Here is a 25,809-nt window from a genome sequence, read left to right as displayed (position 1 = left end):
CGAGCCTTTACCGATGCCCCGTCCCACTGCGCTCGACGCTGTCAGCCAACCGCTCAAGGGCATTGCCCTGGTGGTGCTGGCGACCTTGCTGTTCGCCAGCCACGACGCCTTGTCCAAGTACCTGGCGGGGTTCTATCCGATTCTCTGGGTGGTGTGGGCGCGCTATCTGGTGCACACCCTGCTGATGATGGTGATCTTCCTGCCGCAGTCGGGCCTGCGCGTGCTGCGTACGCGAAGGCCGGGGCTGCAGACCTTGCGCGCGCTGTGCCTGCTGGGCACCAGCCTGTTGTTCACCACGGCCTTGCAGTACATACCGCTGGCCGAGGCGACTGCGGTCAACTTCCTTGCCCCCTTGCTGGTCACTGCGCTGTCGCTGCCGCTGCTGGGCGAGAAGGTCACGCGCGGGCAGTGGGTGGCGGTGCTGGTGAGTTTCGTCGGGGTGACGGTGATCATTCATCCAGGTGGGGCGTTGTTCACCCCGGCGGTGTTGTTGCCGTTCGGTTCGGCCTTGTGCTTTTGCTTCTACCAGTTGCTGACGCGCAAGCTCAGCGGCACCGACAGCCCGACCACCAGCAACTTCTTCACCGGCCTGCTCAACACCCTGGTGATGAGCGCCGTGGTGCCGATGTTCTGGCAGACTCCAAGTTTGATCCACGGCCTGATGGCAGTGGCCCTGGGCACCTGCGGGATGACCGCACACCTGTTCCTGACCCAGGCCTTCCGCCATGCGCCGCCGGCCATGCTGGCGCCGTTCAGTTACTGTCAGATCGTATTCGCCGGGATTCTCGGTCTGGTGCTGTTCGGACACAGCCCGGACATGGCCGGGCTGGTGGGGATTGCCTTGATCTGCCTGAGCGGCCTGGGCGCCGCCTGGCTGCAGCGGCGTCGTTAGGCCTCGACTGTCGGCACCTTGCGCGGGGCCATGAAGTACATCCAGGTCAGGGCGATGAAGTACATGGCCGGGATCATGGTGAACAGCAGGGTGTAATTGTTGTTGGTGGTGGTGAGGATATAACCCACCAACTGGGTCATGAACATGCCGCCGATGGCCGCGCACATGCCGCCGAAACCGAACACCGTGCTCATCATGTGCTTGGGCGTGTAGTCCATCACCAGGCTCCAGATGTTGGCGGTCCAGGCCTGGTGCGCGGCGATCGCCAGCGAAATCGCCAGTACCGCGACCCACAGGCTGCTGGCGCCAGCGGCGAAGATCACGCCGATGATGGTGGTGGCAAACAACAGCATCGACAGCAGCCGCGCCTTGACCGGGGCCATGCCGCGGCCAATCAGGAACGACGAGAGAATGCCGCCGCCGACACTGCCGAAATCCGCACTCAGGTAGATGACGATCAGCGGGATGCCCATCTGCGTCACGCTGATGCCCAGGCTGTATTGCTGGTTGAGGAACGGCGGCAGCCAGTACAGGTAGAACCAGAACACCGGCGCGGTCACCGAGTAAGCCAGGGCGAAGGCCCAGGTGCCGCGCATGCGCAGGATGCGTGAGAACGGCACGCGAGCCTGATCCGCTTCTGCTTCGCCTTGCACGTAGGCCAGCTCTTCCTTGCTGACGGTCGGGTGGTCTTCCGGGTTGAAGTATTTCAGGCCCCAGAACACCACCCACACCAGGCCCAGCGCGCCCATGCCCATGAACGCCGCTTGCCAGCCCCACACGGTGAGGATCAACGGCAGCAGCATCGGTGTGAACATGGCGCCGACGTTGGTACCGGCGTTGAAGATGCCAGTGGCCACTGCCCGTTCACCGGCCGGGAACCACAAGCGGGTGGTCTTGACGCAGGCCGGGTAGTTGGCCGCTTCGGTCAGGCCAAGAATGAACCGGCAGACCATGAAGCCCACCGCCGAGGTGGCCAGGCCGTGAGCGCCGGTGGCCAGGCTCCAGAGCAGCACGGCGCAGAAGAACACGCGCTTGACCCCGACCCGGTCGATCAAGCGGCCCTGGAGCACGAAGCCGATGGCGTAGCCGACCTGGAACCAGAAGTTGATGTTGGCGTAATCCATCGCCGTCCAGCTCATTTCCTTGGCCAGGATCGGCTGCATCACCCCGAGGGCGGCGCGGTCGATGTAGTTCAAGGTGGTGGCGAAGAACACCAGGGTGAGCATGACCCAGCGGGTCTTGCCGACGGCCATGGCGCCACGCAACTTGTCGCCGATGCCGGCGTGCGGAGTACTGCCCAGGGGCTGGGCCATGCGGGTGGATTGAGTGTGGATCATCGCGGGTTACCCGTATTTTTATGTTTATGGGTCAAGCCTTGGTGTTGAAATGGTGCGCCCGTGGTCAAAAAAGGGTCAATTCGCTGAACGCTATTTTGGGCGATAATCGAACACAAAACTAACTAGTTCGTACCTTTTGCATTGAGCAAAAATTGGCCAACGCCAATAATTCCTCCACCGGTTTTTGCCTGCCCATCGGAGCCAGAATAATGCAGCGTTCGATCGCCACCGTATCCTTGAGCGGTACTTTGCCAGAAAAACTCGAAGCCATCGCCGCCGCAGGCTTCGACGGGGTCGAGATCTTCGAGAATGACCTGCTGTACTACGCCGGCAGTCCGCGCGAAATTCGCCAGCGCTGCGCCGACCTGGGTCTGGCAATTACCCTGTTCCAGCCGTTTCGCGATTTCGAGGGCTGCCGCCGCGATCGCCTGGCGCGCAACCTGGAACGGGCCGAGCGCAAATTCGATCTGATGCAGGAGCTGGGCACCGATCTGGTGCTGGTGTGCAGCAACGTCGCCGCCGATTCCCTCGGTGAGCGCCAGCTGCTGGTGGACGACCTGCGCCTGCTGGCCGAGCGCGCCGGTGCCCGTGGCCTGCGCATCGGTTACGAAGCCCTGGCCTGGGGCCGCCATGTGAATACCTGGGAGCAGGTCTGGGACATTGTCAAAACCGCCGACCATGCCAGCCTCGGGATGATCCTCGACAGTTTCCACACCCTGTCGCTCAAGGGCGACCCACGGGCCATCGCCCAGGTGCCGGGGGACAAGATCTTCTTCGTGCAGATGGCCGACGCGCCGATCCTGGCCATGGACGTGCTGGAGTGGAGCCGGCATTTTCGCTGCTTCCCGGGGCAGGGCGAGTTTGACCTGCCGGGGTTTCTGGCGCCGATCCTGGCCAGCGGTTACAGCGGCCCGCTGTCGCTGGAAATCTTCAACGATGGCTTCCGCGCCGCGCCGCCACGGGCCAATGCCGCCGATGGATTGCGCTCGCTGTTGTACCTGGAAGAGAAGACCCGTCAGCGCCTGGAGCAAGACCGCGTAGCGCCGGCCAGCGACGACCTGTTGTTCGCCCCACCGCCTGCCAGTGCCTATGACGGTATCGAGTTCCTCGAATTTGCCGTCGACGACGCCCTGGGTGCCAAGCTGGGCAACTGGCTGGAGTGCCTGGGCTTTACCCGCGCCGGCGTGCATCGTTCGAAGAATGTCAGCCTGCTGCGTCAGGGCGACATCAACCTGATCCTCAACGCCGAACCCTATTCGTTCGCCCACAACTTTTTCGAAAGCCATGGCCCGTCGCTGTGCGCCACGGCGATCCGGGTCAAGGACAGCGCCCAGGCCCTGGCCCGTGCCGTGGCCTACCATGGCCAGCCCTACCGTGGCCTGGTCGGCCCCAACGAGCGCGAGCTGGCGGCGGTGCGCGCACCGGATGGCAGCCTGATCTACCTGGTGGATCAGGACGCCCAGGGCCGGACCATCTACGACACCGACTTCAGTGTGCAGCAGCAAGCGGGCAGCAGCCTCGGCTTGACCCGCATCGATCATATGGCCCTGGCCTTGCCGGCCGACGGCCTGGACAGCTGGGCGCTGTTCTACAAGAGCGTGCTGGACTTCAGCGCCGATGACGAAGTGGTGTTGCCCGACCCCTACGGCCTGGTCAAGAGCCGCGCCTTGCGCAGCCGCTGCAGCACCATCCGCCTGCCGCTGAACATTTCGGAAAACCGCAACACGGCGATTGCCCATGCCTTGTCGCATTACCGCGGTTCGGGCGTGCACCACATCGCGTTTGATTGCGAGGATATTTTTACCGCGGTCAAACAGGCCAAGGAAGCTGGCGTGGCCTTGCTCGACATCCCGCTCAACTATTACGACGACCTTGCCGCGCGTTTTGATTTCGACGACGAGTTCCTCAGCGAGCTGGCCTACTACAACGTGCTTTACGACCGCGATGCCCAGGGCGGTGAGCTGTTTCATGTGTACACCGAGCCGTTCGAGGAGCGCTTCTTCTTCGAGGTACTGCAACGGCGTAACGGCTACAGTGGCTATGGCGCGGCCAACGTCGCCGTGCGGCTGGCCGCGATGGCCAAGGCGCGCGCCGGCTCGCCAGCGCAGGCCAAGTTGTAGGGCACAGGCTGCGAGGCTTCCTTACTCAGCACCCGGGGCTCATAATTGCCGGGTTAACCGATGGCCATGAGTCCCGTATGACGACTACCCCAGCACTCTGCGCAGCCCCTGAACCCGCGCCGCGCAAGGGCCGCAAGAACAACCCGGAAAAGACCCGCGAGAATATTCTCCAGGCGGCGATCAGCGAATTCGTCCAGCAGGGGCTGGCTGGCGCCCGGGTCGATGCGATCGCCGAGCGCACGCAAACCTCCAAGCGCATGATCTACTACTACTTCAACAGCAAGGAGCAGTTGTACGTCGAGGTGCTGGAGAAACTCTACGGCGATATCCGCAGTACCGAAAGCAACCTGCACCTGGCCGAGCTCGAGCCGCGCCTGGGCATCCGCCGGCTGGTGGAGTTCACCTTCGATCACCATGATCGCAACGTCGACTTCGTGCGCATCGTCTGCAACGAGAACATGCACCACGGCGAGTACGTCAAGCGCTCGTCGGCCATTCGCTCGATGAACAAGACGGTGCTGACAGCGCTGGATGAAGTGCTCAAGCGCGGGGCTGCCGAGGGCGTCTTCCGCCAGGGGCTGGAGGCGCTGGATGTGCACCTGTTGATCAGCTCGTTCTGTTTCTACCGAGTGTCGAACCGGCATACCTTTGGCGAGATCTTCCAGGTGGATTTCGAGGACAAGGCGGTCAAGGAACGGCATCGGCAAATGATTTGCGAGGCGGTGCTGAGGTTCTTGCAGGCCTGAGGATCCGGGGCCGCTTTGCGGCCCATCGCTGGCAAGCCAGCTCCCACAGTTGCGGCGCATGCAGATCCATTGTGGGAGCCGGCGTTGCCGGCGATGCTTTTCAGTCACCCAGGCTGTTGAAGTGCTCGATCATCCGCGCCGCATCCGGCTTCACTCCGCTGAACAGTTCAAACGCCTTCACCGCCTGGAACACCGCCATGTTTGCCCCGCTCAGGGTGCGGCAACCCAGGGCCCGGGCTGCGCATAGCAGCTCGGTTTCCAGCGGGAAATAAACGATCTCCGCCACCCACAGATCCGATCGCAGCAACGCCTTGGGCACCGGCATGCCCGGCAGCTTGGCCATGCCCATGGGCGTGGTGTTGACCAGGCCGTCGGCGCTGGCCATGGCGCTTCGCAGGTCATGGCCGACCCTGGCCCGGCTGCCTGGAAAGTGCTGGTTGAGGTTATCCACAAGGGCCTGGGCCCGGGCCAGCTCTACATCGAATACCGTCAGCTGTTCGACGCCTTCTTCCAGTAGCGCATGGGCCACTGCAGCCCCTGCGCCGCCAGCGCCCATCTGCACTACCTGACGGCGCGCCGCATCGGCCAGGCCACGGCGAAAGCCTTCGGCAAAGCCCAGGCAGTCAGTGTTGTGGCCGATGCGCTTGCCGTCCTTGAGCACCACGGTGTTGACCGCGCCGATGCCCTGGGCTTGCGGCGACAGCTCGTTGAGCAGCGGCAGGATCGCCTGTTTGCATGGGAAAGTGATGTTCAGGCCGGTGAAGCCCATGTACTCAGCTGCTGTCAGCAGCTCTTCGAGGGCGCTGCTGTCGAGTTTGAGCTGGTCCAGGTCGATCAGCCGGTACAGGTAATTCAGGCCTTGCGCGGCGCCTTCGCGCTCGTGCAGCGCCGGGGTGCGCGAGGCCTGGATGCCGGCGCCGATAAGGCCGGCGAGAATGCCGGAGGAGGGGGCCAAACTCATGCTGAAAACTCCATTGTTGTTCTTGGTGATGGGATGGGAGTGATTCAGTTAGAAAATGTACCGAATGGTTAATTTGGTCAATTGGCCGCAAGGTCGCAGGCGTGTTTTCTGTGCGCTGATCGCACAGCCTGTGCTACACCTGTTGCTTTGTACCTGACCACGGAGGGAGACATGGCAACGCCGATCAACGACCTGCAGTCGCTGGGTGAAACCTGGCCAGGCTTGGCCAACCTGACCCAGTCGATCTTCGCGGCCCTGGGTGGCCATGGTTTTCGCAATGCCTTTCGCCTTGATCATTCGCGCAGCACTTGCCTGATGCTGATCGATGGCCTGGGCTGGAACCTGCTGCAGGCCCATGCCCGGCATGCACCGTTTCTTGCCTCATTGATGCAGCCGGACAGCCACTTCAAGGTGGGTTTTCCGGCCACCACCGCGACCAGCCTGGCCTCGGTGACCTCAGGGCTGGGCAGCGGCGCCCACGGCATCGTTGGCTGCGGCTTCGCCCTGGATGAGCAGACCGAACTGTCGCCGCTGTCGTGGACCACGTCGCCTCTGCAGGTCGAGGCGCAGCCCAGCATCGCGCCGCTGCCGGAGAGCTTTATCGTGCCTGCCGATGCCTGGAGCCAGGCCGCCGCGCAGGGCATCGCCATCAGCACGGTGATGCTCGGGCGCTATGCCAGTTCCGACTTCACTCGGGCGATCTACAAGGCTGGCAGGATTCTCCCTGCGCCGGCCTATGACGCCTATCCGGAACTGGTCAATGCCGCCCTGGCGGTGCCGGAGCCGGCGTTCTGTTTTGCCTATTTCGGTGACCTGGACTTTGCCGGACACTTGTTCGGCCCCGGCTCCGAGGGCTGGCTCAAGCAACTGCAGATTGCCGACCAGCTGGCCCAGGCCATCGCCCGCCGTTTGCCCGAGCAGGCGCGGCTGATGGTGATTGCCGACCACGGCATGCTGGCGCTGGACAGCGAACAGGTGCGTGACTTTGACCAGGATCCGGTGCTGCAGGAGGGCGTGCGGGCGATGGCCGGAGATATCCGCGCGCGCTACCTGTACACCCATGAGCACCAGCAGGATCGTGTACACGAGCGTTGGCAGAATCGTCTCGGGGATCAGTACCGGATATTGAGCAAGGCCCAGGCAATTGCCAAGGGGCTGTTCGGCGATGTGTTGCTGAGCCAGGCTGAAGCGCGGATTGGCGATCTGATCGTGGTCCCGAGCGGGGCCGGCGGGATCATTCGCAGCGAGGTGGAGAAGCACGCCAGCCAGTGGCGGGGGCACCATGGGGCGTTGACCGATGAGGATCAGCTGGTGCCGTTGTTGATGTGTTCGGGGCAGGGCTGAAGGGCCCTATCGCTGGCAAGCCAGCTCCCACAGGGTGTGTGGGAGCTGGCTTGCCAGCGATGAAGCCGACGCCGACTAACGCCGAACCAGCAACACCCCACTCTCCATGTGATGGGTATACGGAAACTGGTCGAACAACGCGCAACGCTCGATGCGATGGGTGTCGTGCAACTGGGCGATATTCGCCGCCAGGGTTTCCGGGTTGCAGGAGATGTACAGGATATTGTCGAAGCGCCGGGTCAGTTCACAAGTGTCCGGGTCCATGCCGGCGCGCGGCGGGTCGACGAACACACTGCCGAACTGGTAACTCTTCAGGTCGATACCTTCCAGGCGGCGGAACGGGCGCACTTCGTTCAGCGCTTCGGTCAGCTCTTCAGCCGACAGGCGCACCAGGCGCACGTTATCCACAGCGTTGTCGTCGAGGTTGTGCAGGGCGGCATTCACCGAAGTCTTGCTGATCTCGGTGGCCAGCACCTTGCGTACCCGGGTGGCCAGCGGCAGGGTGAAGTTGCCGTTGCCGCAGTACAGCTCGAGCAGGTCGTCCTGGCGCTCGCCCAGGGCCTCATAGGCCCAGTTGAGCATCTTCTGGTTGACCGCGCCGTTAGGCTGGGTGAAGGCGCCTTCAGGCTGGCGGTAGCGGAAGGTGCGTCCGGCAATCTGCAGTTCTTCGACCGCGTAATCGCGGCCGATCACCACGCGCTTGCCCTTGGAGCGGCCGATGATGCTCACGCCCAGGTCGCTGGCCAGTTGCTGCGCCGCGGCTTCCCAGTGCTCGTCCAGTGGACGGTGGTAGCACAGGGTGATCATCGCATCGCCTGCCAGGGTGGTGAGGAACTCCACCTGGAACAGCTTGAAACTCAGCGCCGAACTGGCCTGCCAGGCGGCCTTGAGCCGCGGCATCAGGTCGTTGATCTGCTGGCTGGCAATCGGGAAGTCTTCGATCAGGATCGGCGTGTACTTCTCGCCCGGGGCGAACATTGCGTAGAAGCGCTGCTCGTTTTCACGCCACAGGCGAAACTCTGCACGCAGGCGATAGTGCTCGCGCGGCGAGTCGAACACCGCAGGCTCGGGAGCCGCGAATGGCGCCAGCAGCTCGCGCAGGCGCGCGACCTTGGCGTCGAGCTGCTGGGTGTAGGTCGAAGGGTCGAAGACAGCACTCATGCGTTGAACCAGCCCAGCTTGATGACGAACAGGATCGAGAGGATCACCAGCGCCGCGTTGAGGTCACGGGCACGGCCGGAGAGCAGCTTGATCGCGGTCCAGGCAATGAAACCGAAGGCGATGCCGTTGGCGATCGAGTAGGTCAGCGGCATGGCCAGGGCAGTGACCACCACCGGCGCGGCTTCGGTAATGTCGTCCCAGTTTATTTCAGCCAGGCCCGAAGCCATCAACACGGCGACGAACAACAGCGCAGGTGCCGTGGCGAAGGCTGGCACGCTGCCGGCCAGCGGCGCGAAGAACAGCGCCAGCAGGAACAGGATGGCCACCACGATGGCGGTCAGGCCGGTGCGGCCACCGGCGCTCACGCCCGCGGCGGATTCGATGTAGCTGGTGGTGGTCGAGGTGCCCAGCAGGGAACCGGCCATGGCCGCAGTACTGTCGGCGATCAGCGCACGTCCCATCTTCGGCATGTGGCCGTCCTTGCGCATCAGGCCGGCGCGCTTGGCGACGCCGATCAGGGTGCCGGAGTTGTCGAACAGGTCGACGAACAGGAACGCGAAGATCACGCTGATCAGGCCGACGTCCAGCGCGCCCTTGATGTCCAGCTGCAGGAAGGTCGGCGCCAGCGACGGCGGCATCGATACTACGCCGTTGAACGGGGTGACGCCCAGGGCGATCGAGGCCACGGTCACCGCCAGGATGCCGATCAGCACCGCGCCACGGACCTTCATGGCCTCCAGCGCGACGATCAGGAAGAAGCCCAGGGTGGCAAGGATCGGCGCTGGCTTCTTGAGGTCGCCGAGGCCCACCAGGGTGGCCTGGTTATCGACCACAATGCCGGCGTTGTGCAGGGCGATCAGCGCCAGGAACAGGCCGATACCGGCGGCGATTGCCGAACGCAGCGGCAACGGGATGCTGTTGACGATCCATTCACGGATGCGAAAGATCGACAGCAGGAAGAAGCACACCGCCGAGATGAACACCGCGCCCAATGCCACCTGCCAGGTGTGGCCCATGTGCAGGACCACGGTGTAGGTGAAGAAGGCGTTCAGGCCCATGCCCGGTGCCAGGGCGATCGGGTAGTTGGCGATCAGGCCCATGGTGGTCGAGCCGATGGCTGCGGCCAGGCAGGTGGCGACGAACAGCGCACCCTTGTCCATGCCGGTCTCGCCGAGGATGCTCGGGTTGACGAACAGGATGTAGGCCATGGCCAGGAAGGTGGTCACGCCCGCGAGAATCTCGGTGCGGACATTGGTGTCGTGTGCTTTTAGTTGAAACAGCCTTTCCAGCATGCCTGCTCCCCGTGGCGCTCCCGGCGCCGTGAATGTATCGACCCAGTTAGCAAAGCACAGACTGTACCGGGAGACTGTGGTTTTTCCCTGGGTCGGAAAAAAGCCGCGCATCATACCAGCATGCTCGGGCAGCGGTAATTAATGTCGCGATACACTGCAGATATCTGCAGGTTCTGCGCCGTTCCCCCCATCCCGAGTTGACCATGCTGTGCAACTGACCGACTACCGCGACCTCACCCCGGCCCAGCGCGAGCAACTGATCGACATCCAGGTGCGGCCCGAACAACAGCACTTTGCCGGCGATATGGCCAGCGCGCTGTACATCCTGCTGAGTACCGACAGCCCTGACCTGCGCGGCGTGGCGCTGCTGGTGAATAATGTGCCGAGCGCCTTCCTGCTGCTCCAGCGTGGGGCGTTCCTGGCGCCCTGGGCCCGGCCCGATGCCGCGACAATCAATGCCTTGCAGGTGGATCGGCGCCTGCAGGGCCGCGGCTTGGGGCGATTTTTCATGCAGGCGTTGCCGGACCTGGTGCGCGATTTGTGGCCCGACGTGCGCTGCTTGCAACTGTCGGTGGACCCGGGCAACCACACCGCCCTGGCGTTTTACCGGGCCACCGGCTGGGTCGACAGCGGTGACGGCTACCGCGCGCGCAAGGGCCATGAGTGTCAACTGACCCTGCTGCTATGAGCGACTAAGCTTGTTAGATACCCCGGCGGAGAGCAGTTGATGACCCACAGAGCCCTGATCGTAGTCGCCGAAGGCGTGGATGACCTGCAAAGCGTGACCTTGATCGACGTGCTGCGTCGGGCCAAGGTGGAAGTGGTGGTGGCCAGTATCGAAGGCCGGCGGATGCTCACCTGTGCCCGTGGCACGCGCTTGACCGCCGACGGCATGCTGGTGGATCTGCTGGCCCAGCCGTTTGATCTTATCGTGTTGCCCGGGGGCGAAAAAGGCGCGCAGCACATGGCTGCGCACCAACCGCTGGCGCAGCAGGTGAAGGACCAGGCCAAGACCGGGAAGTTTTTTGCCGCCATCGGCGAAGGGCCCTTGGCGTTGCAGGCCTTCGGGGTGTTGCGCCAGCGGCGCATGACCTGTGATCCGGCTGTCAGCCAGGGATTGTCCGGGTGCAGTTTTGTCGATCAGCCGGTGGTGGTGGATGGTAATTGCATCACCGCGCAGGGCTCGGCGGCGGCGCTGGAGTTTGCCTTGGTATTGGTCGAGCAACTGGCGGGCAGGGTGGTGCGCAAGCGGGTGGCAACTGAGTTGCGGGTGTGACTATCGCGGGGCAAGCCCGCTCCCACAGGTTTTGCATGCACCGGACTTGTGGGAGCTGGCTTGCCAGCGATGAGGCCCCTGAGGTCAATCCTCGGGCCTGTTCTGCATATGATCGCGTCCAGCCAAGGTCGGGAACAGCTTGATCCACACCCCCGTCACCACCAGGGTCCCGACCCCGCCCAGCACCACCGCCGGCACCGTGCCGAACCAGTGCGCCGTCACCCCCGACTCGAACTCACCGAGCTGGTTCGACGCACCGATGAACAATCCGTTCACCGCACTCACCCGGCCACGCATCTCATCCGGTGTCTCCAGTTGCACGAAGGCGCCGCGAATCACCATGCTGATCATGTCGGCGGCACCCAGCACCGCCAGCACGGCCAGGGAAAACCAGAACGAAGTGGACAGGCCAAAGGCGATGGTCGCCACACCAAACACCCCCACGGCGGTGAACATCACCCGCCCGACCTTGCGCTCCACTGGGAAGCGCGCCAGCCACAGCGACATCAGCAAAGCACCCACCGCTGGCGCCGAACGCAGCAGGCCCAGGCCCCAGGGGCCGGTCAGCAGGATGTCCTTGGCGAACACCGGCAGCAATGCAGTGGCTCCGCCCAGCAGCACGGCAAACAGGTCCAGGGAAATGGCGCCGAGAATGTCCGGGCGGCTGCGGATAAAGCGAATTCCGGCCATCAGTGATTCAAGACTGGCACGGCCCTGGTTGCTCAGCTGCTGACGCGAGACCAGGCCCAGGGTCAGTACACAGGCAATCAGGTACAGCGCCACCGTCGGGCCATAGACCCAGACGCTGCCAAAGGCATAGAGAAAACCGCCCACCGCCGGCGCGACGATGGTTGCCGCCTGCATGGCCGAAGCCGATGCCGCCACCGCGCGCGGGAACAGCTCGGAAGGCACCACATTGGGCAGCAGCGCTTGAGTCGCCGGCATCTCGAAGGAGCGTGCGCTGCCGAGCAAAAACGCCAACAGGAAGATCAGCTCGCGGCTGACACTGTTGGTGCTGCTGGCAAGTACCAGTACCAGGGCGATCATGGCCTGGGCGCTCTGGCACAGGGCGGCTACCCGACGCCGGTCATAACGGTCGGCGACGTGCCCGGTGTGCAGCATGAACAGCACCCGCGGGGCGAACTCCACCAGGCCCACCAGGCCCAGGTCGAGGACATTGCCGGTCAACTGATAGAGGTGCCAGCCGATCGCCACAGTGAGCATCTGGAAGCCGCTGGCGGTAAATACCCGGGCCAGCCAGAAAGCCAGGAAGGGACGGTGATGACGCAGCAGCAGAACAGGGTCTGACATCGGCGAAACAGAGCCTCGGCGAACGGATCGGCGGTGCAGATTAGCATCACTTTGTAACAGCGGGTTGCGAGGAATACCGCATTTGTGCGGTAAGCGCACTGTTTTGGGGCGCGGTAAAGGGGGTGAGACAACCGGTCACGCGGCAATCAACCACACAAGCGAGCAGCCCGTTCAGGACTATCCTTTCAGGCAACCGTTGATCTGGATCAATTGTTTCATTTGCAACGGTAGGGCCAGACGGCCGAATTCCCTGCGATGTGATGTTTACAGAACAATTCCAACTTGCCGCACTCAACTACCGTGGGGGCAGTTGGCGCCAAGGCCTCCGCCTGACGCCGGATTACCTGACAGAGGAAGCACTATGTTCGGATTAGAGGCTCTAGATCTCGCCCGAATTCAGTTCGCGTTTACCGTGTCCTTTCACATCCTGTTCCCGGCCATCACCATCGGCCTGGCGAGCTACCTGGCTGTTCTCGAAGGCTTGTGGCTGAAGACCAACAACAGCGTCTACCGTGACCTTTACCATTTCTGGTCGAAAATCTTTGCCGTCAACTTCGGCATGGGGGTGGTCTCCGGCCTGGTCATGGCCTACCAGTTCGGTACCAACTGGAGCAAGTTTTCCGATTTCGCCGGCTCCGTCACCGGGCCGCTGCTCACCTATGAAGTACTCACGGCCTTCTTCCTCGAGGCCGGTTTCCTTGGCGTCATGCTCTTTGGCTGGAACCGTGTCGGCCGTGGCCTGCACTTCTTTGCCACAGTGATGGTGGCCATCGGCACCTTGATCTCGACCTTCTGGATCCTCGCCTCCAACAGCTGGATGCAGACCCCGCAGGGCTACGAAATCGTCAACGGCGTGGTTGTGCCGGTGGACTGGTTCGCGGTGATCTTCAACCCGTCGTTCCCCTACCGCCTGGCACACATGGCTACTGCCGCCTTTGTTGCTACCGCGTTCTTCGTCGGCGCTTCGGCCGCCTGGCACCTGTTGCGCGGCCGCGATAATCCGGCGATCCGCAAGATGCTGTCGATGGCCATGTGGATGGCCCTGATCGTAGCGCCGGTGCAGGCAGTGATCGGCGACTTCCACGGCCTCAACACTCTTAAGCACCAGCCGGTGAAAATCGCCGCGATCGAAGGCCACTGGGAAAACGTGCCGGGCGAACCGACCCCGTTGATCCTCTTCGGCATCCCCGACATGGAAGCCGAGACCACCCGCTTCAAAGTGGAAATCCCGGCGCTGGGCAGCCTGATCCTGACCCACAGCCTGGACAAGCAAGTGCCAGCGATGAAGGAGTTTCCGAAAGAAGACCGGCCTAACTCGACCATCGTCTTCTGGTCGTTCCGGGTCATGGTCGGCCTTGGCATGTTGATGATCTTCGTCGGCCTCTGGAGCCTGTGGCTGCGCAAGAGCGACAAGCTCTACAGCTCGCGGCCGTTCCTCTACCTGACCCTGTGGATGGGCCCGTCCGGCCTGATCGCGATTCTTGCCGGCTGGTTCACCACCGAGATCGGTCGTCAGCCCTGGGTGGTCTACGGCCTGATGCGTACCGCCGATGGTGCCTCGAACCACAGCTACGGCCAGCTCGGCCTGACCCTGGTGATGTTCGTGGTGGTCTACTTCGCGCTGTTCGGCACCGGCCTTGGCTACATGATGCGCCTGGTGCGCAAAGGGCCGAAAACCGGTGAAGGCGACGAGACCAACCCGGGTGGCCCCGGCCAGCAACGCACCCCGGCACGGCCGCTGTCTGCCGCCGATGACGATCATGACAATGGCGAGCACGCCAGCCTGAACAAGGGGAACTGAATCATGGGTGTTGATCTTCCGCTTATCTGGGCCATCATCATCATCTTCGGCATCATGATGTACGTGGTCATGGACGGCTTCGACCTCGGCATCGGCATCCTCTTCCCCTTCGTCAAGGGTGAGCAGGACCGCGATGTGATGATGAACACCGTCGCCCCGGTCTGGGACGGTAACGAAACCTGGTTGGTACTCGGTGGTGCGGCGCTGTTCGGCGCCTTCCCGCTGGCCTACGCCGTGGTGCTTTCGGCGCTGTACCTGCCGTTGATGCTGATGCTGATCGGGCTGATCTTCCGTGGCGTGGCCTTCGAGTTCCGCTTCAAGGCCACTGCGGCCAAGCGTCACCTGTGGGATAAGGCGTTCATCGGCGGCTCGCTCGCGGCGACTTTCTTCCAGGGCGTGGCCCTGGGTGCCTTCATCGAAGGCTTCAAGGTGGTCGATCGCAGCTACGCCGGCGGCAGCCTCGACTGGCTGACCCCGTTCAGCCTGTTCTGCGGCCTGGGCCTGATCGTTGCCTACGCCTTGCTCGGCTGCACCTGGCTGATCATGAAGACCGAAGGCAAGCTGCAACTGCAGATGCACGACCTGGCGCGTCCGCTGGCCCTGGTGCTGCTGGCGGTGACCGGTATCGTCAGTATCTGGACGCCGCTGGCCCACCCGGACATTGCCGAGCGCTGGTTCAGCCTGCCCAACCTGTTCTGGTTCCTGCCGGTGCCGATCCTGGTGCTGGTGACCCTTTACGGTTTGCTCCGGGCGGTGGCGCGTAACGCTCACTACACCCCGTTCCTGCTGACCCTGGTGTTGATCTTCCTTGGCTACAGCGGCCTGGGCATCAGCCTGTGGCCGAACATCATCCCGCCGTCGATCTCGATCTGGGACGCTGCCGCGCCGCCGCAAAGCCAGGGCTTCATGCTGGTCGGGACCTTGTTCATCATCCCGTTCATCCTCGGTTACACCTTCTGGAGCTACTACGTGTTCCGCGGCAAGGTGACCCACGAAGATGGCTACCACTAGGGGAGCATGGCAATGACTGGCAAAGGCACGATTGACGAAGAGAAAAAACCGCTCTGGCAGCGCCTGGGCTGGTTGGCGCTGATCTGGGTGGGCAGCGTGGTGAGCCTGGCGATTGTTGCCTGGCTGATGCGCCTGTTCATGAGTGCGGCCGGACTGAGCACGCACTGAAACGCTATTTCCCATCCCGCCTTGCGGCGGATTTACAGCCCTTCGCAGCGTCAGCTGCGGAGGGTTTTTTTTAGGGCCTCATCGCTGGCAAGCCAGCTCCCACATGGCCAGTGGACACCGGTCTATTGTGGGAGCTGGCTTGCCAGCGATGCAGGCGACGCAGTGCTGGTTTATTTACGCGCCTTGAGCACCACGAACTTCGGTGTCGCCGCCACCTGTTCGACCCCGCGGAACAACCGCGCCAGCTTGCTGTGATAACCCAGATGACGGTTGCCGACGATATACAGCGCGCCACCGACCACCAGCGCCTCCCGAGCCTGCTGGAACATCCGCCAGGCGAGGAAGTCACCGACCACCTGCTGCTGGTGGAACGGCGGGTTGCACAGCACCACATCCAGCGACTGCGGCGCTTGCCCGGCCAGGCCGTCGTCGGCGCGGACAGTGACTTCCCGCTGGCCCAGTGCGGCCTGCCAGTTCTCCAGCGCCGACTGCACGGCCATGTACGACTCGTCGACCAGGGTGTACTGCGCCTGCGGGTTGGCGAGGGCGCTGGCAATGGCCAGCACACCATTGCCGCAACCCAGGTCCGCGACTCGGGCGTCGCCGAGGTCTTTGGGCAGGTGTGGCAGGAACGCCCGGGTGCCGATATCCAGGCCTTCGCGGCAAAACACGTTGGCGTGGTTGAGCAGCTCAAGGCGTGGCGCATCGAGTTGATAGCGGGTCGGGTAGGGCGAGACAAATGGCGACTTCGGCTCGAAGGTGGCAATCAACAACCGGGCCTTTTTCTTCGCCAGCGATGCCTGCACCGGGCCGATATACTTCTCCAGCAGATCGCCGGCAGCCCGTGGCAGGTGCTTGATCATGGCCCCGGCAACCACTTGCGCGCCGGGCGCCAGCTGGCCCTGCAGGCGGATCAACTGCTCTTCGAGCAAGGCCAGGGTCTTCGGCACGCGTACCAGCACGCGGTCGAACGGGCCTTGCCAGGGGCTGCTGGCCGCCACGAACGGCACTGCGTCGAAGGCCAGGCCGTTGCGTACCAGGTTCTTTTCCAGGGCCAGATGAGCCAGGTGCGAATCGCCGCTGCTGAGCACCGATACATTCGGTGCCAGGCTGATGGCCAGGGCACCGAAACTGTCATTGAGCACCAGCACCCGGGTAATTGCCGTAGGGGACTGCTCGGCCATGTGCTCCAGCAAATACTCGTCGGCAGCATCGAAGGCTTGCAGGGGGTCGTTGGCTTGCTCGGGCTGGCGAAGCAGGTCGAGTTCGGCGAAGGGGCTGGTCAGCAGGGGCATGGTGTAAGGCTCTGGGGCATTGATGTGCGTGCGCGCGGCGCGCTCTACAGGGCCGTGATTCTACCGTGCTTTGAAAGAGTGCGGGGTTGTTGCCTCAGATCAGGCCGCGCATCGCTGCAATGGCGATTGCGCCGGCTTTGTTGCTCGCGTTGGTTTTAGTGATGATGCTGCGGATGTGAAAGTTCACCGTGCTCTGCGACAGCGAAAGGATGCAGGCGATATCGGCGGCGGTCTTGCCGGCGGCAGACCATTTCAGCACTTCGGTCTCCCGCGCGGACAAATTGCAGGACGGCGTGTCGTGCCCCGGCTGCCGGTCAATCATCAGCGTGTGCAGCAGGTTGCACAGCCAGATGGTCTGGCCGGCCTTGTCGTAGAGTTCTTCGAGGCTGATTGGCTGTTGGCTGCGGACGACGCTGAGCATGCTTTCGTTGTGACGCATATCGTGTGCCGACTGGCTCCAGCCATGGCGCAGACCGTGGGATTTGGCGTCTTCCCAGAATTGAGGCGTCTCTCGGAACAGGTCATCGCACCACAGGATCGGCATCAGCGAGCGATGGCAGTGGGTGACGATGGGGTCGATGTTCAGGTAGTTGCAGCTTTGGTAGTGGTCGTTCCAGGCATCGGGATAATTGTTGAAGGTTCTTAGTTGAGGCGCCTGGGTCGCTATCTGCACACGCATGCCGAAAGCCAGGTACTCCATGTCCAGTTGCTGGGCCAGGGAAACCGCGAGCTCAAACATCCGTATTTCGTCGGTTTCGCCAAGCAACTGCTCTAGTTGCTGTTCTTTCCAGTGCGGCATGGGGCCAGTCTCTTGTTGGTGGATCCAACAACGGATAAACGTGGAGAGCAGTGTAGGAAAAGTCCGACGGTTTTGTTGGGTTTTTTTGCTATAGAAATGTGATCGTTTCGATAGGCAGGTTCTTTAAGGCGTGGCAGTTAGTTTCAAGTTGCGACGCGTTATTATTTGGTTGATATCAGTGTGAAATCATTGAGCTATTACCAGGCACTGCTTCTATTTTCGCCTCTGGCTGTTGAAATGTTGTTGCAGCGTGCCGGAGTGCGCCATCCTGGCTGATTCCCGGTTGGATCGACACAGGCCGATGCCACTACAAACCTGCGGTGTTTATCTTGCGGCGTTTGCGCGACACTGGGCTATCTGTTTTTTGGAGTAAGTCATGACTGCCAGTGCTGAAAAGTTCACCCGCCAGACGCTGCTCGACGTCCAGCCGCTGACCCCCAGCCTGTTCAGCCTGCGCACCAGCCGCGACCAGGGCTTTCGTTTTCGTGCCGGCCAGTTCGCCCGCCTGGGGGTGACCAAGGCTGACGGTAGCGTGGTCTGGCGCGCTTATTCGATGGTGTCCTCGCCGTTCGACGAGCATCTGGATTTCTTTTCCATCGTGGTGCCGGGTGGTGAATTCACCAGTGAGCTGAGCCGCCTGGGCGAAGGCGACAGCCTGCTGATCGATCGCCAGGCCTTTGGTTACCTGACCCTCGACCGCTTTGTCGACGGCCGCGACCTGTGGCTGCTGGCGACCGGCACCGGCATTGCGCCGTTCCTGTCGATCCTCCAGGACTTCGAGGTGTGGGAGCGCTTCGAGTCGATCAAGCTGGTCTATTCGGTACGTGAAGCGCGCGAGCTGGCGTACCTGGACCTGATCGCCGGCCTGGAGCAGCGCGACTACCTGGCCGAACATGCCGGCAAGCTGCAGTTCATCCCGATCGTCACCCGCGAACAACATCCTGGTGCGCTGAACCAGCGCATTACCACCCTGATCGAGAATGGCGAGCTGGAGCGCGCGGCGGGCCTGGCGCTGACCCCGGAGCATTCACGGGTGATGCTCTGCGGCAACCCGCAGATGATCGACGACACCCGCAAGGTGCTCAAACAGCGCGACATGAACCTCAGCCTCAGCCGCCGCCCCGGGCAGGTGGCTGTCGAGACCTACTGGTAAGCAGCAAGAAAAACGGCGCCCGCAGGCGCCGTTTTTTTATACCGGATCTCTGGGTTGCTGGTTTTGCGACTTGAGCAGGTCGCGGATCTCGGTGAGCAGCTCTTCTTCCTTGGTCGGTACCGGCGGCAGGGTTGGCGCCGCAGCTTCTTCGCGTTTCAGGCGGTTGATAACCTTGATGCCCATGAAGATCGCGAAGGCAACGATGATGAAGTCGAGAATGGTCTGAATGAATTTGCCGTAGGCCAGGACCACGGCCGGTATGTCGCCTTCGGCAGCCTTGAGGGTTACCGCCAGGTCACTGAAGTCGACACCGCCGATCAGCAAGCCGATTGGCGGCATGATCACGTCACCTACAAAAGATGAAACGATTTTGCCAAAGGCGGCGCCGATAATGATACCGACGGCCATATCGACGACATTCCCTTTGACCGCGAAGGCCTTGAATTCACTGAGCACGCCCATGGTTTATTCCTTGTAACAGATGAGGTTGGTAAACGCAGTGTAAATCAGCTATCCACTTCATGCCCCGCGCTGCTGCAACAGACTGCGGTTATACCGAATAGTTTTGTCGATTTCTGTGGCCGCCCATGCGGTCGAGGTCGGCTATCATGGTCCCTTTTTCCAGAGGACCGTCCCATGGCCAAGGCCAAGCGCATGTACGGCTGCACCGAGTGCGGCGCGACCTTCCCGAAGTGGGCCGGGCAATGCGGTGAATGCGGGGCCTGGAACACCCTGGTCGAGACCGTACTGGAAAGCGGTGCCGCTGCGGCCCCCAGCGGGCGCACCGGCTGGGCCGGGCAGCAGGCACAGATCAAGACCCTGGCTGAAGTCAGCGTCGAGGAGATCCCGCGCTTCACCACCGCCAGCACCGAGCTGGACCGGGTGCTCGGCGGCGGCCTGGTCGACGGCTCGGTAGTGCTGATCGGCGGCGACCCGGGTATCGGCAAGTCGACCATTCTCCTGCAGACCTTGTGCAACATCGCCACGCGCATGCCGGCGCTGTACGTCACTGGCGAAGAGTCCCAGCAACAGGTGGCCATGCGCGCCCGGCGCCTGGGCCTGCCCCAGGACAAGTTGCGGGTGATGACCGAAACCTGCATCGAGACCATCATCGCCACGGCACGGGTCGAGAAGCCCAAGGTGATGGTCATCGACTCGATCCAGACCATCTTCACCGAGCAGTTGCAGTCGGCCCCCGGCGGTGTTTCCCAGGTGCGTGAAAGTGCAGCCTTGCTGGTGCGTTATGCCAAGCAGAGCGGCACAGCGATTTTCCTGGTTGGTCACGTGACCAAGGAAGGCGCGCTGGCCGGCCCGCGGGTGCTCGAGCACATGGTCGATACCGTGCTGTATTTCGAAGGTGAATCCGACGGCCGCCTGCGCCTGCTGCGCGCAGTGAAAAACCGTTTTGGCGCGGTCAACGAACTGGGTGTGTTCGGCATGACCGACCGCGGTCTGAAGGAAGTTTCCAATCCTTCTGCAATCTTTCTCACGCGTGCCCAGGAAGAAGTGCCGGGCAGTGTGGTCATGGCCACCTGGGAAGGTACCCGGCCCATGCTGGTCGAAGTCCAGGCGCTGGTCGACGACAGCCACCTGTCCAACCCGCGGCGCGTCACCCTGGGCCTGGACCAGAACCGCCTGGCGATGCTGCTGGCGGTGCTGCATCGCCACGGCGGCATCCCTACCCATGACCAGGATGTGTTCCTCAACGTGGTCGGCGGGGTCAAGGTGCTGGAGACGGCCTCCGACCTGGCGTTGATGGCAGCGATCATGTCCAGCCTGCGCAACCGTCCGCTGGACAACGGCCTGCTGGTGTTCGGCGAGGTCGGTCTGTCCGGTGAGGTGCGGCCTGTGCCCAGCGGCCAGGAGCGCTTGAAGGAAGCGGCCAAGCATGGCTTCAAGCGTGCCATCGTGCCCAAGGGCAATGCGCCGAAAGAGGCGCCACCCGGGTTGCAGGTGATTGCCGTGACCCGTCTTGAGCAGGCGCTGGATGCGTTGTTCGAGTGACCTGAAAGCCCCGGCAAGTGCAAGGCTTGCCGGGTTGAAGTTGCAACTGATTCTCACTAACGAGTAGCATGCCGTCTTCTTTCCGGCCATCCACAGGGAGTTCGCGTGGCGGAGTCCGACTTGAAGCGGCTGTTCCTCAAGCACGCGAAAACCTTGCAGGGGTTGCTGACGCGCAAGGTGCGCGACCCGCAACTGGCCGCCGACCTGGTACAGGAAAGCTTCCTGCGCCTGGCCGAGCAACAGGGCCGTGAACGGATCGACAACACCCCGGCCTACCTCTATCGCACTGCGCACAACCTGATGATCGATCACGTGCGCCAGCAGCAACGGCGCAAGACCGATTCGGTGCCCCATGAAGCACTGGAGTCCATCGTCGAAGACAGCCCCGGCCTGGACGAAAACGCCGCCACCGAACAGCACATGCGCCGCTTGCGCAGGGCACTGGCCGACTTGCCGCCACGTACCCAGGAAGTGTTCCGTCTGAATCGGCTTGAGGGCATGACCCACGCCGAGGTGGCGCGGGCGCTGGATATTTCCGACAGCTCGGTACAGAAGCATCTGGCCAAGGCCCTGGCCTATGTGATGCAGTGTCTGCAGGAACCAGGATGACGAACGGTTTACTGGGAAATGCGCCTTCAGACGTCAGCACTCACATAACCAGAATTCGAGAGAACCGTGTGACCAGCCAGAACTCGCCAGAGCAAGCCATTCGCGAGCAGGCCGCCGAGTGGGCGGTGCTGCGCAGCGCCGGCCCGTTGAACCCCGAGCAGGAGCAGGCGCTGGCGCGGTGGTTGGCCAGTGATCCGCGCCATGCGCAGGCGTTGGATTTTGCCCAGGCGACTTGGGCCGACCTCGGCCGTCTTGGGCGTATGGACCAGCCTGTATCAATCGCGCTCCCTGCGGTGGCTCGTCCACTGGCCGGGCGCCGACGCCGTTCACGCCTGCGCTGGGCGTTGAGTACGGCGGCGCTGCTGGTGCTGGCGGTGGTGGGGGTGGAGCAGGCGCCCAGCCTTTCACTGGCATTGCGCGCTGACTACGCCACGGCCAAAGGTGAGGTTCGCCAGGTGTCCTTGCCCGATGGCAGTAAAGTCGACCTCGACAGTCACAGTGGCATCGAACTGGTCTATAGCGACAGCGAACGTCGTGTACGCCTGTTGGCCGGTGAGGCGGTGTTTACCGTTGCGCCGGTCTCCGGCAATGAGCAACGGCCGTTCGTGGTCGAGCGGGCAGGGGGCAGCAGCCGTGCCCTGGGCACGCGTTTCGTGGTGGGCCCCGAGCCTGATGGCGGCACTTGGGTCGGCATGCTCGAACACAGTGTTGCAGTCACCTTGCAGGCCACCCCGCAAGCGGGCAGCGCCGAGCAGGTGCTCAAGGAAGGTCAGAGCCTGCGCTACGACACGACCCACGGTATTCGTCCATGGCCCGAGCACGATGTACGTCGCGCTACCGCCTGGCAGCGTGGTGTGCTGGTGTTCGAGCGCGAGCCGCTGGGCGAGGTTGCCGCGCAACTCAATCGCTATCGTGGCGGGCACGTGCTGATCACCGACCAGGCCCTGGCCCGGCGTGAAGTCAGCGGCATGTTTCGCCTGGACAACCTTGATGCCGCGCTGGGCATGCTGACCGACGAGCTCAAGGCCAGCCGCCTCGACCTGCCTGGGCTGACCCTGATCTATTGAGTGCCGCATGGCCGATTGTCGGTAGCACTGTTTTCCACGAAACTGGCGTTTTGACGACGATCTGAAGGCAGGGATATGGCCAGTGGTTTTTTCGCGTGTATTGCTTCATCCATCTCCGGCGCCTTGCTGCTCGGACTGTCCAGCACCCAAGTGCTGGCGGCCGACGACCTGGTGCAGTTCAACCCCGCCACATGCGAGTTCGGCGCAAAGCTTGAGCCGTACTTCGATCAGGCTATCGCCAAACGTCAGGCGCTGCCTGTAGAAGCGCAGGAAGAGGAGGTGAGCTCTCCGGTCAATCAGCCCTTCCATGGCATCAAGGTCACTGGTGTATTCATCGGCTATGAATGGCACGGGATCTATTTTGATGCACCGCCGGATCAGGTGCGTTCGCTGTTTCGCAAGCTGGGCTACCGGGTGGCCGAAGACGGTGACATGTCGGCCAGCGGCGATGAGGTTGCGGTGACGGCGTCGATCATCGAAAACAGCGGCAAGGACCGTAAACAAGGGCAATCGGCGCTCACCTGCGGCGTCTGATGTTCACGGGTTAAAATTCTTTTGAAATTTCTTTACTGACTTTCCCCACGTTGCACGTCTGTTTGTTGAGATTGATTTTCATTACTAGAAAACGCCAACACAGCGAGCAACAGACGTGAGCAATCCACACCAACGACGCACCCGGCCGCTCGGTCGGGTAGCCCTTGCCAGCAGCCTGATGCTGGGCGCCTGGACCTTGCCGATGGGGATTGGCAGCGTCCAGGCGGCCGAGCCCGCGACACCCAGCCAGCGCACCGCACTGATCCACTTCGACATTCCCGCCCAGGCCCTGGACAGTGCTGTGCTGGCCTTCGCCGAACAGGCCGGGGTGCAGGTGTTCTTCGACAGCCGCAAGCTGGCAGGCCTGCGCAGTGAAGGCTTGCGTGGCGAGCATTCGGCACAGGAAGGGCTTGGCCTGTTGTTGCGCGGCTCGCCCGTGCGCTATCGCTTCAGCGGCTCCGACCGGGTCGGCCTGGAGCGGGTGAGCGACGACGGCCAGGCGCTGGAGCTGGGCGCCACGCATGTCGACTCGAACAGCGATGCCGATTGGGTTTATCAGACTCCCCGTTCGGTCAGCGTCATCACCCGCGAGCAGATCGACAAGCGCCCGCCACGCCATGCCGCCGACATGCTCGAAGAAACCGCCGGCGTCTACACCGCCGTCAACCAGCGTGACCCGGGCCTGTCGGTGAATATTCGCGGCGTGCAGGACTACGGCCGGGTCAACATGAACATCGACGGCATGCGCCAGAACTTCAACGTCAACGGTCACCAGCAGCGCAACGGGGTGATGTTCGTCGACCCGGAATTCATCAGCTCCATCGAGATCGAAAAAGGCACCCAGGCGGGCATGGGTGGTGCCGGCGTTATTGGCGGTATCGCCAGCTTCAATACAGTGCAGGCCAGTGATTTTCTCGGGCCCGACAAGGAATACGGTGGTCGCCTGCGCGCGGGTAATGGCATCGGCGAGCTGGGCAATGGCACAAACTTCAATGGCAGCGCATTGTTTGCCTTCGGCAATGAGCTAGGCGATGTACTGCTGGGCGTCAGTGAGCGGCACTTCGGTGATTACCGCGCCGGCACCAACAACGCCGATAACCTCGGCACCCAGATCCGCGGCAAGACCAGCTACCCCGAAGCCTGGAAGGACTGGCTGCACTCCGAGGTCGGCGAGACCGGCAGCGTCACCCGTTCGCAACTGCTCAAGCTGGGCCTGAACCTGCCCAACGACCAGCGCCTGCAGCTCAACTACATGGAAACCGACACCGACAGCAAGGACGCCTGGACCTACTACGACAACCAAACCCGGCAGTTCTATTACAAGCGTACCGGCAGCAGTGATTTCAACGCCAGGAATGCCTCGCTCGATTACAGCTACAGCCCAGACAACGACCTGGTCGATCTGAAGGCCAAGCTGTATTTCGTCTCGACCCGGCAGGATCGCTGGAATGCCGGTAACGATGCCTCCGCCAGCAGCAACAACCGCGTCGAGGCGTACGGCGATCGTTTTCAGACCGATACTTGGGGCCTGCAGCTGCAAAACACTTCGCGCTTCTACCTGGGCGATGCCGACAAGATCACCTTCAACTACGGTACCGAGCTGTTCCAGGATAGCTTCAAGCCGAACACCGACCGGGTCCCGGCCCCTAATGAACAGGCCTTGCCTTACGTTCAGGGCACCACGCCTGAAGGCAAGCGCATCATGGCCAGCCTGTTCGGCGATGTGCAGTACGAGCATGGCGACTGGCTGACGGTCGATGCCGGATTACGCTATGACCGTTATCGCCTGACGGGCGAAACCGGTATCACCACCTGGATGTACCCAAGGGGTGTCACTGGTGAGAACCTTCAACGTGTCCAGACCCACCTGATCTTTGACGAAGAACAGGAGCAGGGCCGCTTCTCGCCCACCTTCGGCATCGCGGTGAGACCCGGTGTCGACTGGATGCAGGTCTATACCCGCTGGGGACGTGGCTGGCGTCCGCCGTCGGTGACCGAAGTGTTCATGAGCGGCCGCCCCCATGGCGGTGGCAGCGAGATGCTCTATCCCAATCCGTTCCTCAAGGCCGAGGAGTCGCACAACTGGGAACTGGGGGTGAACCTGTTCAAGGAGTCGCTGTTGCAGGAAGGAGATCGTTTTGGCGCCAAGGTCGCCTATTTCGATACCCGCATCGACAATTTCTCGTTCATGGATGTCAACGCCGATCTCCCCGGGGCAACTGCGCTGGGTACTTCGCTCGGGCGCTCGGCCTACCAGAACAATCTTGAGCAGACGCGTTTTCGCGGGGTTGAGTACAGCCTCGATTACGACGCAGGGCGCTACTACAGCCAACTCAGTTACACCCACATGATCGGCAGCAATGATTTCTGCTCGAAGCAGTTGTACATGGGTGGCGGACAGCGCCTGGCCAACGCCGGAACGGTGATGCGCCCGGTACGGGTCGGCAGCCGCGTCATCATGTTGCCGGTACGCGTCTCGCGTGCCGAGGACGCCGCCGACCTCGACCAGGCCGTCAGCTGCGGCCACATCATGGGCAACGCCAGCTACATGCCGGCTGACCGTGGCTCGCTGACGGTCGGCATGCGCTTTCTTGACCGCACCCTCGATGTCGGCGCCCGCCTGCGTTACAGCAAGGGCAACGGTGAGAACCTCAACGACCACGGCTACCGCCTGATCGACCAGGCGCAATGGCCCAAATACAAGGTCTACGACCTGTACGCCAGCTACTGGATGACGCCGAGCCTGAACCTGGCGCTGTCGCTGGAGAACGCTACCGACGAAGCCTACTTCGTGGCCATGGGCGACACCGACAACCTGTCGCTGGCCCGCGGCCGGACCTTGAGCGGAATGCTCGAATACAAATTCTGATCCACACCGGGTTTGCCCATGTCGGGCGACACGAAGGCAGGGAATACGCCTTCGCAATC

At 62.6% G+C, this 25,809-nt stretch carries 23 protein-coding genes; 15 read left to right on the top strand and 8 right to left on the bottom strand.

Annotated elements, in window-relative coordinates:
* The first annotated feature begins 13 nt into the window (after window positions 1-13).
* Window positions 14-892, top strand: coding sequence for a DMT family transporter (locus CCOS864_RS24645; protein ID WP_115088820.1), 879 nt, complete (start codon window positions 14-16; stop codon window positions 890-892).
* Here CCOS864_RS24645 and CCOS864_RS24640 read toward each other — a convergent pair.
* On the bottom strand, window positions 889-2,229 hold the full coding sequence (locus CCOS864_RS24640) for an MFS transporter (protein ID WP_115088819.1): 1,341 nt from the start codon (window positions 2,227-2,229) through the stop codon (window positions 889-891). The two genes, CCOS864_RS24645 and CCOS864_RS24640, sit on opposite strands and share 4 nt — an antisense overlap.
* Before the next feature lie 209 nt (window positions 2,230-2,438).
* On the opposite strand from CCOS864_RS24640, the gene quiC reads away from it, so the two are divergent.
* The gene (gene quiC / locus CCOS864_RS24635) at window positions 2,439-4,349 is read left to right on the top strand and encodes a 3-dehydroshikimate dehydratase QuiC (RefSeq protein WP_115088817.1); all 1,911 of its coding nucleotides are present in this window, start codon (window positions 2,439-2,441) and stop codon (window positions 4,347-4,349) included.
* A gap of 77 nt (window positions 4,350-4,426) precedes the next feature.
* Complete coding sequence (locus tag CCOS864_RS24630) at window positions 4,427-5,095, top strand: TetR/AcrR family transcriptional regulator (RefSeq protein WP_115088815.1); 669 nt, start codon at window positions 4,427-4,429, stop codon at window positions 5,093-5,095.
* A gap of 100 nt (window positions 5,096-5,195) precedes the next feature.
* Here the strand turns inward: CCOS864_RS24630 and CCOS864_RS24625 are convergent, their stop codons facing one another.
* The gene (locus CCOS864_RS24625; protein WP_166675728.1) at window positions 5,196-6,056 is read right to left on the bottom strand and encodes a shikimate dehydrogenase; all 861 of its coding nucleotides are present in this window, start codon (window positions 6,054-6,056) and stop codon (window positions 5,196-5,198) included.
* 171 nt (window positions 6,057-6,227) lie between these two features.
* On the opposite strand from CCOS864_RS24625, the gene CCOS864_RS24620 reads away from it, so the two are divergent.
* Window positions 6,228-7,400, top strand: coding sequence for an alkaline phosphatase family protein (locus CCOS864_RS24620; protein WP_115088813.1), 1,173 nt, complete (start codon window positions 6,228-6,230; stop codon window positions 7,398-7,400).
* A gap of 75 nt (window positions 7,401-7,475) precedes the next feature.
* Here the strand turns inward: CCOS864_RS24620 and trmA are convergent, their stop codons facing one another.
* Both trmA and CCOS864_RS24610 read right to left on the bottom strand, forming a co-directional pair.
* Window positions 7,476-8,561, bottom strand: coding sequence for a tRNA (uridine(54)-C5)-methyltransferase TrmA (gene trmA / locus CCOS864_RS24615; RefSeq protein WP_115088811.1), 1,086 nt, complete (start codon window positions 8,559-8,561; stop codon window positions 7,476-7,478).
* Window positions 8,558-9,853 (bottom strand): NCS2 family permease, encoded by a 1,296-nt coding sequence (locus tag CCOS864_RS24610; protein ID WP_115088809.1) that lies wholly within the window; start codon window positions 9,851-9,853, stop codon window positions 8,558-8,560. Before CCOS864_RS24610 ends, trmA begins: the two co-directional genes overlap by 4 nt.
* Before the next feature lie 208 nt (window positions 9,854-10,061).
* Here CCOS864_RS24610 and CCOS864_RS24605 point away from each other — a divergent pair, with 208 nt between their 5' ends.
* Window positions 10,062-10,541 (top strand): GNAT family N-acetyltransferase, encoded by a 480-nt coding sequence (locus CCOS864_RS24605; protein ID WP_115088808.1) that lies wholly within the window; start codon window positions 10,062-10,064, stop codon window positions 10,539-10,541.
* A 39-nt stretch (window positions 10,542-10,580) separates the two neighbouring features.
* Window positions 10,581-11,129, top strand: coding sequence for a DJ-1 family glyoxalase III (locus tag CCOS864_RS24600; RefSeq protein ID WP_115088806.1), 549 nt, complete (start codon window positions 10,581-10,583; stop codon window positions 11,127-11,129).
* An 84-nt stretch (window positions 11,130-11,213) separates the two neighbouring features.
* Here the strand turns inward: CCOS864_RS24600 and CCOS864_RS24595 are convergent, their stop codons facing one another.
* Window positions 11,214-12,440, bottom strand: coding sequence for an MFS transporter (locus tag CCOS864_RS24595; protein ID WP_115088805.1), 1,227 nt, complete (start codon window positions 12,438-12,440; stop codon window positions 11,214-11,216).
* 361 nt (window positions 12,441-12,801) lie between these two features.
* Here CCOS864_RS24595 and CCOS864_RS24590 point away from each other — a divergent pair, with 361 nt between their 5' ends.
* Genes CCOS864_RS24590 through CCOS864_RS24580 form a run of 3 tightly spaced genes read left to right on the top strand, consistent with a single transcriptional unit; the run spans window position 12,802 to window position 15,420 of the window.
* Window positions 12,802-14,241: a cytochrome ubiquinol oxidase subunit I gene (locus CCOS864_RS24590; protein WP_115088804.1), complete on the top strand. Its 1,440-nt coding sequence runs from the start codon at window positions 12,802-12,804 to the stop codon at window positions 14,239-14,241.
* Window positions 14,242-14,244: 3 nt separating this feature from the next.
* The gene (gene cydB / locus CCOS864_RS24585) at window positions 14,245-15,252 is read left to right on the top strand and encodes a cytochrome d ubiquinol oxidase subunit II (RefSeq protein ID WP_115088803.1); all 1,008 of its coding nucleotides are present in this window, start codon (window positions 14,245-14,247) and stop codon (window positions 15,250-15,252) included.
* Window positions 15,253-15,264: 12 nt separating this feature from the next.
* Entirely contained in the window at window positions 15,265-15,420 is a 156-nt protein-coding gene (locus CCOS864_RS24580) for a DUF2474 domain-containing protein (protein ID WP_115088802.1), read from the top strand.
* A 170-nt stretch (window positions 15,421-15,590) separates the two neighbouring features.
* Here the strand turns inward: CCOS864_RS24580 and CCOS864_RS24575 are convergent, their stop codons facing one another.
* Both CCOS864_RS24575 and CCOS864_RS24570 read right to left on the bottom strand, forming a co-directional pair.
* On the bottom strand, window positions 15,591-16,715 hold the full coding sequence (locus CCOS864_RS24575) for a methyltransferase (protein ID WP_115088801.1): 1,125 nt from the start codon (window positions 16,713-16,715) through the stop codon (window positions 15,591-15,593).
* A 94-nt stretch (window positions 16,716-16,809) separates the two neighbouring features.
* The gene (locus tag CCOS864_RS24570) at window positions 16,810-17,514 is read right to left on the bottom strand and encodes an autoinducer binding domain-containing protein (protein ID WP_115088800.1); all 705 of its coding nucleotides are present in this window, start codon (window positions 17,512-17,514) and stop codon (window positions 16,810-16,812) included.
* A 376-nt stretch (window positions 17,515-17,890) separates the two neighbouring features.
* Between CCOS864_RS24570 and CCOS864_RS24565 the strand changes: the two genes are divergently transcribed.
* Window positions 17,891-18,667, top strand: a complete 777-nt coding sequence (locus CCOS864_RS24565; protein WP_115088799.1) for a ferredoxin--NADP reductase — start codon at window positions 17,891-17,893, stop codon at window positions 18,665-18,667.
* 36 nt (window positions 18,668-18,703) lie between these two features.
* Here the strand turns inward: CCOS864_RS24565 and mscL are convergent, their stop codons facing one another.
* Complete coding sequence (gene mscL / locus CCOS864_RS24560; RefSeq protein ID WP_115088798.1) at window positions 18,704-19,129, bottom strand: large-conductance mechanosensitive channel protein MscL; 426 nt, start codon at window positions 19,127-19,129, stop codon at window positions 18,704-18,706.
* A 174-nt stretch (window positions 19,130-19,303) separates the two neighbouring features.
* On the opposite strand from mscL, the gene radA reads away from it, so the two are divergent.
* From radA to CCOS864_RS24535, 5 genes are all read left to right on the top strand, one after another.
* Window positions 19,304-20,671, top strand: a complete 1,368-nt coding sequence (gene radA, locus CCOS864_RS24555) for a DNA repair protein RadA (protein ID WP_115088797.1) — start codon at window positions 19,304-19,306, stop codon at window positions 20,669-20,671.
* 105 nt (window positions 20,672-20,776) lie between these two features.
* Window positions 20,777-21,280 carry an RNA polymerase sigma factor gene (locus tag CCOS864_RS24550; protein ID WP_038997249.1) on the top strand — a complete coding sequence of 168 codons (504 nt, stop codon included), beginning with the start codon at window positions 20,777-20,779 and terminating at the stop codon, window positions 21,278-21,280.
* Between the two features lie 68 nt (window positions 21,281-21,348).
* Window positions 21,349-22,347 carry a FecR family protein gene (locus tag CCOS864_RS24545; RefSeq protein WP_233674524.1) on the top strand — a complete coding sequence of 333 codons (999 nt, stop codon included), beginning with the start codon at window positions 21,349-21,351 and terminating at the stop codon, window positions 22,345-22,347.
* A gap of 75 nt (window positions 22,348-22,422) precedes the next feature.
* The gene (locus tag CCOS864_RS24540) at window positions 22,423-22,881 is read left to right on the top strand and encodes a hypothetical protein (protein WP_115088795.1); all 459 of its coding nucleotides are present in this window, start codon (window positions 22,423-22,425) and stop codon (window positions 22,879-22,881) included.
* Window positions 22,882-23,059: 178 nt separating this feature from the next.
* Window positions 23,060-25,750, top strand: a complete 2,691-nt coding sequence (locus tag CCOS864_RS24535) for a TonB-dependent receptor (RefSeq protein WP_115088794.1) — start codon at window positions 23,060-23,062, stop codon at window positions 25,748-25,750.
* Window positions 25,751-25,809 lie beyond the last annotated feature (59 nt).

Source organism: Pseudomonas wadenswilerensis (assembly GCF_900497695.1).
Lineage (GTDB): Bacteria > Pseudomonadota > Gammaproteobacteria > Pseudomonadales > Pseudomonadaceae > Aquipseudomonas > Aquipseudomonas wadenswilerensis.
Note: the sequence above shows the minus strand (reverse complement) of the source record. Positions and strands in the feature narration are given on the sequence as shown.